An 11909-nucleotide genomic window follows, 5' to 3' on the forward strand; every position below is an offset into this window, starting at 1 on the left:
GCGCGGGGAACTGCGCGACCAGCCCCCACCGGCCCGCAGCCTCATCACCGCGGCCCTCAGCGGAGCGCCTAGCATGGGCGGGTGCAGCCGACACCCGCCCAGCCAGTCCACACGTCCCATGACCGCGAGATCGAGTGCCTCGCCGAGTTCGACGAGGTCGTCTCGGTGCGCGGCTCACTCGCCCGGCACCGCGTGCAGGCGGTCGATCTGACGGCCCGTACGACCGAGTTGCTCTCCGTGGACACCACGGGAGCCGTCTTCCTCGGCTGTGCCATGCACCCGGACGCGGCGGCCGGGATCCGGGCCACCGGAGCGCTGGTCTTCCCGCCGGTCCCCGGTCTGCCCTTCGACCCGTACCGGGCTCTGCTCTACTCCCCCGACGAACTCTTCGAGTCCCTCGACCGGGGCTACGAGGCGACGCCGGACGCCCTCGCGTACGCCTGGTTCCAGCAGACGAAGGCGGACGGTGACGTCTTCGGGTCGATGCTCCGCGCGATCCACGACGACGCGGTGTCGGACGCCCTCGACGAACTCCTCGTCGGGGCACGGGTGGTGGGCGTCATGGGCGGCCACGCGATGGCGCGCGGCACGGACGCGTACGAGGGTGCCGCGCGGCTCGGCCGCTCGCTGACCCGGGCCGGGTTCACGGTCGCCACGGGTGGCGGTCCCGGCGCGATGGAGGCCGCGAACCTCGGGGCGTACGCCTCGGTCTTCGACGACGACATGCTCGCCGAGGCACTCAAACTCCTCGCCAAGGCACCGTCGTTCGTGCCCTCGGTCACCGAATGGGCGGACGCCGCCTTCGACGTGCGCGGCCGCTGGCCGGGCGGTGGCGACTCTGTCGGGGTCCCCACCTGGTTCTACGGCCACGAGCCGCCGAACGCCTTCGCCGGCCACATCGCCAAGTACTTCGCCAACGCGACCCGCGAGGACGGCCTGCTGGCCCGGTCGAACGCGGGCGTGGTCTTCCTGCCCGGTGCCGCCGGCACGGTCCAGGAGGTCTTCGACAACGCGACGCCGAACTACTACGAGTCGCGCGGCGAGCCCACCCCCATGGTCCTGGTCGACCGCGTCCACTGGACCGAGCGCCTGCCGGTCTGGCCGCTGCTCCGGTCGCTGGCCGAGGACCGTTCGATGGAGCCGCGGATCGCCCTCGTGGACCACGTCGAGGATGCCCCGGAGGCCCTCGCCCGACTGGCTCAGGCAAACGAAAGCTAAAGCCAACGGGCAAGACGGACACACGGATTGACACAACGAGACGGCGCCCCATAAACCTGTGAGGCAGCTGGGACTGCCGTGGTTCACGGCACTCCCGCAACCCCCCTCAGTTTGTGCATCCCTTGAAGGGCAATCGTGTCCACATCTCGCCGTACCGCAGCACGTTCCGTGCGCATTCTCGGTGTCGCCTCCGCCGCGGCCGCGCTCACGCTCGGCCTCGCCGGCAACGCGCTCGCCTGCAACATCAGTGAGTTCTCGGCCGTCGCCAAGTGCGACGGCGCCAAGGGTGTCATCAGCGTCACCGACAAGGACCCCACCGGCGTCCCGGCCACGGTCACCGTCTACCTCCAGCTGAACGGCGCGGACGAGAAGATCGTCGGCAGCCAGGAGGTCAAGGGCTCCCGCGAGGGCGTGACCGTCGACTTCGCCGAGGACTGGAAGGCGGACGCGACGTACCGCGTCCACGTCAAGGCCGGCAACCAGGTCGACGAGGACATCAAGCCGAACGTGACCACGCCGTCCAAGGCGTGCAAGTCCGAGGAGACGCCGGCGCCCCCTGCGACCCCGTCGCCGTCGGACGAGGCCTCCACTCCCGCGAAGCCCGAGGCGAGCCCGACACCGGAGCCGGAGAGCCCCGCGCCCGCACCGGCCGGTGCGAGCACCCCGTCCCCCGCGGGCGGCGGCTCGAACCTCGCCGAGACCGGCGCGGGCTCCAACACCGGCGCGCTCGTCGGCATAGCGGCGGCACTCGTCGTGGCGGGCGGCGGCGTGGTGTTCGCACTGCGGCGCCGTGGCGCGTCGGACGAGCGCTGAGCAGGGCTCGTGAGCTGAGCGCCGAGCACGGCTCCTGAGCCGAGCAACGAGTACCGAGTACGACCTTGTAGCGGCCCGTTCCCTCACGGAGGGGACGGGCCGTCCTCGTCCCCCCGGCGTAAGCGTCCCCTGGCGTCAGCCGAACGTGGCCCGCTCCAGCCAGAAGTCCAGCAGCTCCCGCTCCCCCAGGACCTCCAACTTCCCGCCGTCGGGCGGGAGTCGGCGATAGAAGGCGAGCAGGATGTCGGTGAGCGGGCCGCGCAGCGCGACGGTCGCCTTCTCGTGGCCGCGCCGCCAGCCGATGCCCTCGTCGCCGAACTCGATGAGCCACTCGGCGTCCAGGCCGGGCTCCGTGTCCGTGGCGTGGAGGTGGATACTGCGGCCCCCTCCACGCAGTTCCCGCGCGGCGTCGTCGGGGTCCGTCTCCTGCGCGAACCGGACGATCTGCAGCCACTCGTCGATCGCGTCCGCCGCCAGTTCCGGCGCGACCTCGTACGTCACATCGGCGGCGATGGCCGCGTCGGCCCGGTGGATGACCGTCTCGTGTGCCATGCGCCGCGCCCAGAAACCGGCCGTACGCTCCCAGGCCCAGGTCCAGGCGGCGGTGTCGGGCCCGGCGGCGCGCAGTACGCCGGCGGTCTTCGCGGCGCCCTCGGCGAGCCAGGCGTCGAGGGCGGCGGGATCATCGTCCTGCGGCCCCTCGGTGCCGGCCACCCGCTCCTCGGACACCGCCTCCGTCGCCCTGGTCCGCACGATGTGCTCGACCCAGCGGTGCGCGCCGCCCACATGCACGGCGAGCTGCCGCAGCGTCCAGTCCGGGCAGGTCGGCACGGTCGCGGCGAGATCGGCTCCGGCGAGGTGGGACCTCAACAGCGCGGTCTGGCCGACGATTTCGTCGCAGTAGTGGTCATGCCCGAGTGACGTCATGAGGCGCACCTTAAGCCTCTCGGGCACTCCCGAGCACGACAATTTCGGCTGCGTCGAAGACCACCCCGACCTCGTCCCCGGTCTCCGGCGCGTCCCGCAGCGCACAGGCCGCTTCGAGGCGCGGCGCGTCCCGAGGCTGCAGTTGTACGGCGACATGGGTGCCCCGGAACGTCCGCGCGGCCACCGTGCAGGGCAGCCCCTCGGCGACGGGCACGAGCCGTACACCCGTCGGCCTGACCAGCAGCGTGACCTCGCCCTGCGGAGTGTCGGCGGGCACCGGCACCTTGCCCCACGGGGTGTCCGCTGCCTCCCCCGCGACGGTCGCCCCGACGACGTTCTCGAAGCCGAGGAAACGGGCCACGAACTCGTCGGCCGGTCGCAGCCAGACCTCAAGTGGCGTACCGGACTGGGCGATCCGCCCGTCCCGCATCACCACGACCCGGTCGGCGAGCGCGAACGCCTCGCCCTGGTCGTGGGTGACCGCGAGCACGGTGGTGCCCAACTCGCCGAAGAGTTCCCTCAGTTCCACCACCAGCCGTTCCCTCAGCGAGCGGTCCAGCTGACCGAGGGGTTCGTCGAGCATGAGCAGCCGGGGGCGGGGAGCGAGGGCGCGGGCCAGGGCCACGCGCTGCTGTTCACCGCCGGAGAGCGAGGCGACGGCGCGGCCGTGCGAGCCCGGCAGCCCGACGAGCTCCAGCAACTCACGTACGCGTACGGCCTGTTGGTCCTTCGTAGCCCCGTGCATCCGCAGCCCGAAGGCCACGTTCGCGCCGACGTCGCGCTGCGGGAAGAGCTGGTGGTCCTGGAACATCAGCCCGACACCCCGCTTGTGCGCGGGCACACCCGCGAGGTCCCGGCCGTCCAGGTACACCCGCCCCTCGTCGAGCGGCTGCAGCCCCGCCACCGCCCGCAGCAGCGTCGACTTGCCGCTGCCGCTGGGCCCGAGCACGCACACGATCTCGTGCTCGCCGACATCGAGGCCGACGCCGTCGAGCACGGGCCGCCCGCCGAACCGTACGGTCGCCTCTGCCAGCCGCAACATCATCAGAACTCCCCCGTCCGGTCGGTGCGAAGGCGTTCGAGAACGAGCAGCGCCACCGCGCACACCACCATCAAGATCGTCGAAAGGGCCATCGCCTGCCCGTAGTTGAGGTCGCCCGCGCGCCCCAGCAGCCGCGCCACGGCGACCGGCAGCGTGGGGTTGTCGGGCCGGGCGATGAAGACGGTCGCGCCGAACTCGCCCAGCGACACGGCGAAGGCGAACCCGGCCGCGATCAGCAGCGCCCGCCGCACCATCGGCAGATCGACCTCGCGCCACACGCGCCAGGGCGAGGCCCCGAGCACCGCCGCGGCCTCGCGCAGTCGTCCGTCCACCGCCCGCAGCACGGGCAGCATGGTCCGTACGACGAAGGGGACGCCCACCAGGGCCTGCGCCAGCGGCACGAGGATCCAGGTGCTTCTGAGGTCCAGCGGCGGTTCGTCGAGCGCGATCAGGAAGCCGAAGCCGACGGTCACGGCGGAGACGCCGAGCGGCAGCATGAGCAAGGCGTCGAAGCCCCGGACGAGACGGCCCGCGTCCCGTCGGGTGAGGGCCGCGGCGGCCAGTCCGCCGATCACCAGCGCGATGGCGGTGGCGGCGAGTGCGTACTGCAGCGAGTTGCCGACGGCCTCGATCGGCGGCACGAGGAAGATGCCGCCCTCGTCGCTGGTCAGCTCCTTGTAGTAGCCGAATCCGGGGGCGTCGAGGGACCGCTCGACCAGCACGGCCAGCGGCAGCACGAGCAGGACGGCGATGGTGCCGAGGACGCCGGCGAGCAGCGCCCACTGGCCGGCTCCGTGCGGCCGTCGCGCGGTCCCGGCGGCGTCCACCAGGCGCAACGCCGTCTCCCGGCGGCGCACGGTCCAGGCGTGCACGGCCAGGATCGCGCCCACCGCCACGAACTGGATCATGGTGAGCACTGCGGCCGTCGAGAGGTCGAAGATCTCCGAGGTCTGCCGGTAGATCTCGACTTCGAGGGTCGAGAAGGTGGGGCCGCCGAGGATCTGCACCACACCGAACGAGGTGAAGGTGAAGAGGAAGACCATGAGCGCGGCCGCGGCCACGGCCGGGGCGAGCGCCGGGAGCGTCACCCTGCGCCAGGCCGCGAACCGCGAGGCGCCCAGTACCCGCGCGGCCTCCTCCTGACGCGGATCGAGCTGCGACCACAGTCCGCCGACCGTACGGACGACGACCGCGTAGTTGAAGAAGACGTGCGCGAGCAGGATCGCCCACACGGTCGTGTCCAGGCGTACGCCCCACAGCTCGTCGAGGAGCCCGCCACGACCGAGCAGCGCCAGGAAGGCGGTGCCCACGACGACCGTGGGCAGCACGAACGGGACGGTCACGACCGCGCGCAGGACTTGCTTGCCCCTGAAATCGAAGCGCGCGAAGACATACGCGCCGGGGAGCGCGATCAGCAGCGTGAGCGCGGTCGAGGCGAGCGCCTGCCAGGTCGTGAACCACAGGACGTGCCGGATGTCGGACTGGGTGAGTACGTCGCCGATCCGCCCGAACTGCCAGACCCCGTCGATCTTCAGCCCGCGGGCCACGATCGCCGCGACCGGGTAGGCGAAGAAGACCGCGAAGAACGCGACGGGCACGGCCATGAGACCGAGCCGAGCCGCGCTGTTCGTACGCGCGCGCGGCTTCGCCTCGGGCGACTTCGCTCCGGACAGCTCCGCTCCGGACGGCTCCGCTCCGCGCGGTTCTGCTTCGGGCGGCTCTACTTCAGTACGAGCGAGGTCCACGACTTGACCCACTGGTCCCGGTTGTCGGCGATCTTGGCGGGGTCCAGGGTCTCGGGATCCTCGGCCTGCGGTCCGAACTTCGTGAACTCGGCGGGCACCTGAGCGGCCTCGCGCACCGGGTACACGAACATGTTGAGCGGCATGTCGTCCTGGAACTTCTTGCTGATCAGGAAGTCGACGAGCGCCTTGCCGCCCTTCTCGTTCCTGGCGTTGCTCAGCAGCCCCGCGTACTCGACCTGCCGGAAGCAGGTGCCGGCCGCGACGCCGGTCGGTGCGGTCTTCGGCTTCGGGTCGGCGTAGATGACCTCGGCGGGCGGCGAGGAGGCGTACGAGACGACGAGCGGCCGGTCCGCCTTGGCCTTCTTGCCGCCGGCGGAGCCCGAGAACTCCTCGTTGTAGGCCTGCTCCCACCCGTCGACGACCTTCACGCCGTTGGCCTTGAGCTTCTTCCAGTAGTCCTGCCAGCCGTCATCGCCGTACTTGGCGGCGGTACCGAGCAGGAAGCCGAGTCCGGGCGAGGAGGTGGACGCGTTCTCGGTGACGAGCAGGTTCTTGTACGCGGGCTTGATCAGGTCGTCGAAGGACGTCGGCGGGGCCAGCTTGCGCTTGCTGAAGTAGGCCTTGTCGTAGTTGACGCAGATGTCTCCGGAGTCGATGGGCGTGACCCGGTGCTTGTCCTGGTCGGCCCGGTACTCCGGCAGGATCAGGTCGGAGCCCTTGGCCTCGTACGACTGGAACAGCCCGTTGTCGAGTGCCCGTGACAGCAGGGTGTTGTCGACGCCGAAGAAGACGTCGCCCTGCGGGTTGTCCTTGGTGAGGATCGCCTTGTTGACGGCCTGTCCGGCGTCGCCGTCCTTGAGGACCCTGACCTTGTACCCGGACTCCTTCTCGAACGCCGTCAGCACGTCCTTGGTGTAGGCGAAGGAGTCGTGACTGACGAGGGTCACGGTCTTGGATCCGGAGCCGGAGCCGCCGGTCTGGTCGTCGGAGTCGGACGAACCGCACGCGGCGAGCGTGACAAGGCCCAGCCCGACGGCCACGGCCGTGAACTTCCTGGTGGTGCTCACTGACTTTCCTCCTGGGTTACCAGGAAGAGACGCGGCCCTGCCCGGGAACCTCTGAAAGTTCCCGGGCAGGGCGCAACAGCTCGAGTAATGACCGAACTTCCTACCCAGAATGACCTGGGCAAGGTTCAGAGGGTCTGCGGCCCGCCAGGTCCTTTCATCCGTGACCCGGCTACCGCACTCTCAGCGCTGTGGCGCTCCCCTGTCGGAATATGAAGATGTGCTTACGGGGCCAGCGTACCGCCCTATCGCTCGGTGGCCGCGAGCTGCCCGCACGCCCCGTCGATCTCCTGGCCGCGGGTGTCCCGGACGGTCACCGGCACGCCGTGCGCCGCGATGGCCTCGACGAACGCCTTCTCGTCCTCGGGCCGCGAGGCGGTCCACTTGGAGCCGGGCGTCGGGTTCAGCGGGATCAGGTTCACGTGCACGGGCTTGCCCTTGAGCATCCGGCCGAGCCGGTCACCGCGCCACGCCTGGTCGTTGATGTCCCGGATGAGCGCGTACTCGATGGAGAGCCGACGGCCCGACTTGGCCGCGTACTCCCATCCGGCGTCCAGGACCTCACGCACGTTCCACCGCGTGTTGACCGGGACGAGGGTGTCGCGCAGCTCGTCGTCCGGTGCGTGCAGGGAGATGGCGAGGCGGCACTTGAAGCCCTCGTCGGAGAACCGGTTGATGGCAGGGACAAGCCCCACCGTCGACACGGTTATCCCGCGCTGCGACAGCCCGAGCCCGTCCGGCTCGGGGTCGGTGAGGGCCCGGATGGACTGGACGACCCGCTTGTAGTTGGCGAGGGGCTCGCCCATACCCATGAACACGATGTTGCTCAGCCGCGCCGGGCCACCGGGGACCTCACCGTCCCGGAGTGCCCGCATCCCGTCCACGATCTGGTGCACGATCTCGCCGGTGGACAGGTTCCGGTCGAGACCGGCCTGTCCGGTGGCGCAGAACGGGCAGTTCATCCCGCACCCGGCCTGCGAACTGATGCACATGGTGACCCGGTCCGGGTACCGCATCAGCACGGACTCGACGAGCGTGCCGTCGAAGAGCCGCCACAGGGTCTTGCGGGTGGTGCCCTCGTCGGTGGACAGGTGCCGCACGACCGTCATCAGCTCGGGCAGCAGCGCCTCCTGGAGCTTGGCGCGCGACCCCGCGGGGATGTCGGTCCACTGCTCCGGATCGTGCGCGTACCGCGCGAAGTAGTGCTGCGAGAGCTGCTTGGCGCGAAACGGCTTCTCACCGATCGCGGCAACCGCCTCTTTACGCTCGGCGGGCGTGAGATCGGCAAGGTGCCGCGGCGGCTTCTTGGCTCCGCGCGGGGCGACGAAAGTGAGTTCTCCGGGCTTAGGCATAGCCATACAAGTGTCGCAGACATACGAAGAGGGACCCGCCACCCTGTGGACAACGGGCCCCTCACGTACGTTTATGCAGGTCAACCGGTCAGCCGGTCGATGGGTCAGCCGGGTCAGCCGGACCCCACGAAGATCACCATCAACAACCACACCACCGGAGCCGTCGGCAGAAGCGAGTCGAGGCGGTCCATGATCCCGCCGTGCCCCGGCAGCAGCGTGCCCATGTCCTTGATGCCGAGGTCGCGCTTGATCATGGACTCGCCGAGGTCGCCGAGCGTGGCGGTGACCGCGACCGCGAAGCCGACGAGCAGGCCCTGCCACCAAGTGCCGTCGTCGATGAGGAACTCCATGCACAGTGCGCCCCCCACCATCGCGAAGGCGACCGCGCCGAGCAGGCCCTCGCGGGTCTTGCCGGGGCTGATGCGCGGGGCGAGCTTGTGCGTGCCGAAGCGCCAGCCGATGGCGTACGCGCCGGTGTCGCTGACGACGGCCAGCACCAGGAACGTCAGCACCCGCCACGCGCCGTCGTCGGCGGTGAGCATCAGCGCCACGAAGGTGGCGAGGAAGGGGATGTAGAAGGCCGCGAAGACCCCGGCCGTGACGTCCCTGAGGTAGCCCTCCGGTGGTTCCGTCATCCGCCAGACCAGGACCGCGAGCGCGGTGAGCGCCATCGCCACCCAGGCGCCCTCGGCACCCCGGACGTATCCGGCGACGACCATCGCCGCACCGCCGAGCGCCAACGGCACGAGCGGCGCCTTGATGTCCTTGCGCTCCGCGAGCCGCGAGGTGAGCTCCCAGAGACCGACCACGACGGCGACCGTTATCACGCCGACGAAGGCGGCCTTGACGACGAACAGCGACGCGACGATCACCGCGCCGAGACCGACCCCGACCCCTATGGCCGCGCCCAGATCGCGGCCCGCGCTCTTCTTCTGCGGCGCGGGTGCGGGCTGTGCGGCGCTGGACATGGGCTCCTGCGGCTTCTGCGCGTTGTGCGCGTTCTGCGACGAAGGTCGGTACGGCGGCGGTGGCGGCGTCTCGTCGCGGAACAGGGGGCCGCCCGTTCGAGCAGCCCCCCGGTCGTCATCCTGGTCTCCGCCATGCGCGGGTACGTCGGGCACGATGGGCATGGGGCGAGTCTGCTGCGCGTCATGCGCATCGTATGCGGGACCCGCCGGGGCAGCCCCCTGGACAGGCCCCTGGTCGGACGGCCCCCAGTACCCGGCTTGCGGCGGCGCCCCCCAGGAAGAGTCGTTCATCAGACCTCGAGCAGCTCTGCTTCCTTGTGCTTGAGCAGCTCGTCCACCTGGGCGACGTACTTCGCGGTGGTGTCGTCGAGCTCCTTCTCGGCACGGCGGCCCTCGTCCTCGCCGATGTCGCCGTCCTTGATCGCCTTGTCGATGGCTTCCTTGGCCTTGCGGCGGACTGAGCGGATCGAGATCTTGGAGTCCTCGGCCTTGCTCTTGGCGACCTTGATGTACTCCTTGCGACGGTCCTGCGTCAGCTCGGGGAACACCACCCGGATGATATTGCCGTCGTTGCTCGGGTTGACGCCGAGGTCGGAGTCGCGGATCGCCTGCTCGATGTTGCGCATCGCGCTCTTGTCGAACGGGGTCACCACGGCCATGCGCGGCTCGGGCACCGAGAACGAGGCCAGCTGGTTGATCGGCGTCAGCGCGCCGTAGTAGTCGGCCACGATCTTGTTGAACATCGCCGGGTGCGCACGACCGGTGCGGATCGCGGCGAAGTCCTCCTTGGCGACCACGACGGCCTTCTCCATCTTCTCCTCGGCCTCGAGGAGGGTCTCTTCGATCACCACTTGCTCCTGCGTGTCTTGAGTAGGCCCGGCTGCTGTTCCTGTCGGCGTCGGCGGCCGGCTGCGTCGCGTCTTATTCCTGCACGGTTCCCGACCGGCAGGACATTGTCCATCCCCCGGTCAGGCCCGACCGCCCTGGTCACCCACAAGCGTGCCGATCTTCTCACCCTTGACGGCCCGAGCGATATTGCCCTCGGCCAGAAGCTCGAAGACGAGGATCGGAAGCTTGTTGTCACGGCACAGGGTGATCGCGGTCATGTCGGCGACCTTCAGGTCGCGCGTGATGACCTCGCCGTAGCCGAGCGAGTCGAACTTCACCGCTTCGGGGTTGGTCTTCGGGTCGGAGTCGTAGACCCCGTCCACGCCGTTCTTACCCATCAGCAGGGCCTCGGCGTCGATCTCCAGGGCGCGCTGAGCGGCGGTGGTGTCGGTGGAGAAGTACGGCATGCCCATACCGGCGCCGAAGATGACCACGCGGCCCTTCTCCAGGTGCCGTACGGCGCGCAGCGGAATGTACGGCTCCGCGACCTGCCCCATGGTGATGGCGGTCTGCACGCGCGAGTCGATGCCCTCCTTCTCCAGGAAGTCCTGGAGGGCGAGGCAGTTCATGACCGTGCCGAGCATGCCCATGTAGTCGGAGCGGGCCCGGTCCATGCCGCGCTGCTGGAGCTCGGCGCCGCGAAAGAAGTTGCCGCCGCCGATGACGACGGCGATCTGGGCACCGCCGCGGACCACCGCGGCGATCTCCCGGGCGATGGCGTGCACCACGTCCGGGTCCACGCCGAGTCCCCCGCCACCGGCGAACGCCTCACCGGAAAGCTTCAGCATGAAGCGCCCGGCGCCCTTGCCGTGATCGCTCTTGTCGTCCTTGTCGGCCCTGGTGGTGGTCATGGAGATCTCGCCTCTTTACGTGTCGCACATACAAAGAAGGCCATTGCCGGTGGGGTGTTGTTCGCATCCCATGCGCGGCAATGGCCTCCTCGTCAGATCTGCTGTCGTCCGACACGCACACGTGCGTGGCGGCATACGCAACCAACACGGACGACTGCTGTCGACCCTAGCGGGGTCGAGCGTCGATCGCGGTACGGACTCAGATGCCGACCTTGATGCGCACGAAGCGCTTCAGGGTGACACCGGCCTCGTCCAGGACCTTCTGGACGGACTTCTTCGGGTCGAGCGCGTACGGCTGGCCAAGGAGCGTGGCGTCCTTGAAGAAGCCGTTGACGCGGCCTTCGACGATCTTCGGGAGCGCGGCCTCCGGCTTGCCCTCGGCGCGCGTGGTCTCCTCGGCGACGCGACGCTCGGTCTCGACGACCTCGGCCGGTACGTCCTCCTTGGAGAGGTACTTCGGCGCGAAGGCGGCGATGTGCTGAGCGACGCCCCTGGCGAGCTCGGCGTCGGCCTTGTCCAGCTCGACCAGGACACCGATCTGCGGGGGCAGGTCGGGCATGGTGCGGTGCATGTACGTGGCGACGAAGGCGCCGGAGAACTGGGCGAAGCGGTCCAGGACGATCTTCTCGCCCAGGTTCGCGTTCGCCTCGTCGACGTACGCCTGGACCGTCTTGCCGGACTCGATCTCGGAGGCGAGCAGCGCCTCGAGGTCGGCCGGGGAGGTCTTCGCGACGTGCTCGGCGATCGTGTTGGCGACGGCCTGGAACCGGTCGCCCTTGGCGACGAAGTCCGTCTCGCACTTCAGCTCGACGAGGACGCCGGAGGTGTTGTCGTCAGCGATGACGGAGACCACGGCGCCGTTCTCGGCGGAGCGGCCCTCGCGCTTGGCGACGCCCTTCTGGCCCTTGATGCGCAGGGCCTCGACGGCCTTGTCGACGTCGCCGTCGGCCTCGTCCAGCGCCTTCTTGCAGTCCATCATGCCGGCGCCCGTGAGCTCACGGAGCTTCTTGACGTCGGCGGCGGTGTAGTTCGCCATGATCT

General features: G+C 69.7%; 11 protein-coding genes and 1 riboswitch. Of the genes, 2 read left to right on the plus strand and 9 right to left on the minus strand.

Annotated elements, in window-relative coordinates:
• Nucleotides 1–81 precede the first annotated feature (81 nt).
• Nucleotides 82–1218, plus strand: coding sequence for a Rossmann fold nucleotide-binding protein (locus AB0I18_RS16865; protein ID WP_363106243.1), 1137 nt, complete (start codon nt 82–84; stop codon nt 1216–1218).
• Nucleotides 1219–1353: 135 nt separating this feature from the next.
• A complete protein-coding gene (locus AB0I18_RS16870; protein WP_363106244.1) occupies nt 1354–2031 on the plus strand; it encodes an LAETG motif-containing sortase-dependent surface protein in 678 nt (225 codons plus the stop codon).
• Nucleotides 2032–2166: 135 nt separating this feature from the next.
• Here the strand turns inward: AB0I18_RS16870 and AB0I18_RS16875 are convergent, their stop codons facing one another.
• The 9 genes from AB0I18_RS16875 to tsf form a co-directional block, all read right to left on the minus strand.
• Complete coding sequence (locus AB0I18_RS16875; protein ID WP_363106245.1) at nt 2167–2958, minus strand: maleylpyruvate isomerase family mycothiol-dependent enzyme; 792 nt, start codon at nt 2956–2958, stop codon at nt 2167–2169.
• Between the two features lie 10 nt (nt 2959–2968).
• A complete protein-coding gene (locus AB0I18_RS16880) occupies nt 2969–4003 on the minus strand; it encodes an ABC transporter ATP-binding protein (RefSeq protein ID WP_363106246.1) in 1035 nt (344 codons plus the stop codon).
• Nucleotides 4003–5604, minus strand: coding sequence for an iron ABC transporter permease (locus AB0I18_RS16885; protein WP_363106247.1), 1602 nt, complete (start codon nt 5602–5604; stop codon nt 4003–4005). The genes AB0I18_RS16880 and AB0I18_RS16885 overlap by 1 nt, the downstream gene beginning before the upstream one ends.
• 116 nt (nt 5605–5720) lie before the next feature.
• On the minus strand, nt 5721–6812 hold the full coding sequence (locus tag AB0I18_RS16890) for a thiamine ABC transporter substrate-binding protein (protein ID WP_363106248.1): 1092 nt from the start codon (nt 6810–6812) through the stop codon (nt 5721–5723).
• A gap of 79 nt (nt 6813–6891) precedes the next feature.
• A riboswitch (TPP riboswitch) is annotated at nt 6892–7023 on the minus strand.
• 31 nt (nt 7024–7054) lie between these two features.
• Nucleotides 7055–8161: a 23S rRNA (adenine(2503)-C(2))-methyltransferase RlmN gene (rlmN, locus tag AB0I18_RS16895; RefSeq protein WP_363106249.1), complete on the minus strand. Its 1107-nt coding sequence runs from the start codon at nt 8159–8161 to the stop codon at nt 7055–7057.
• Nucleotides 8162–8274: 113 nt separating this feature from the next.
• Nucleotides 8275–9420, minus strand: a complete 1146-nt coding sequence (locus AB0I18_RS16900; RefSeq protein WP_363106250.1) for a phosphatidate cytidylyltransferase — start codon at nt 9418–9420, stop codon at nt 8275–8277.
• Complete coding sequence (gene frr, locus AB0I18_RS16905) at nt 9420–9977, minus strand: ribosome recycling factor (RefSeq protein WP_363106251.1); 558 nt, start codon at nt 9975–9977, stop codon at nt 9420–9422. The genes AB0I18_RS16900 and frr overlap by 1 nt, the downstream gene beginning before the upstream one ends.
• Before the next feature lie 120 nt (nt 9978–10097).
• Nucleotides 10098–10868, minus strand: coding sequence for a UMP kinase (gene pyrH / locus AB0I18_RS16910; protein WP_363106252.1), 771 nt, complete (start codon nt 10866–10868; stop codon nt 10098–10100).
• A gap of 199 nt (nt 10869–11067) precedes the next feature.
• Complete coding sequence (gene tsf, locus AB0I18_RS16915; RefSeq protein ID WP_363106253.1) at nt 11068–11904, minus strand: translation elongation factor Ts; 837 nt, start codon at nt 11902–11904, stop codon at nt 11068–11070.
• Between the last annotated feature and the right edge of the window lie 5 nt (nt 11905–11909).

The sequence above is a fragment of the Streptomyces sp. NPDC050704 genome (assembly GCF_040654355.1).
In the GTDB taxonomy this organism is placed as follows: Bacteria; Actinomycetota; Actinomycetes; order Streptomycetales; family Streptomycetaceae; genus Streptomyces.

What these genes read in the sequence shown, in the direction of transcription:
- AB0I18_RS16880 (WP_363106246.1), bottom strand. Translation starts at nt 4,003, where the DNA reads ATGATGTTGCGGCTGGCAGAGGCGACCGTACGGTTCGGCGGGCGGCCC.
- AB0I18_RS16885 (WP_363106247.1), bottom strand. Translation starts at nt 5,604, where the DNA reads ATGGCCGTGCCCGTCGCGTTCTTCGCGGTCTTCTTCGCCTACCCGGTC.
- AB0I18_RS16900 (WP_363106250.1), bottom strand. Translation starts at nt 9,420, where the DNA reads ATGAACGACTCTTCCTGGGGGGCGCCGCCGCAAGCCGGGTACTGGGGG.
- pyrH (WP_363106252.1), bottom strand. Translation starts at nt 10,868, where the DNA reads ATGACCACCACCAGGGCCGACAAGGACGACAAGAGCGATCACGGCAAG.
- tsf (WP_363106253.1), bottom strand. Translation starts at nt 11,904, where the DNA reads ATGGCGAACTACACCGCCGCCGACGTCAAGAAGCTCCGTGAGCTCACG.
- AB0I18_RS16875 (WP_363106245.1), bottom strand. Translation starts at nt 2,958, where the DNA reads ATGACGTCACTCGGGCATGACCACTACTGCGACGAAATCGTCGGCCAG.
- rlmN (WP_363106249.1), bottom strand. Translation starts at nt 8,161, where the DNA reads ATGCCTAAGCCCGGAGAACTCACTTTCGTCGCCCCGCGCGGAGCCAAG.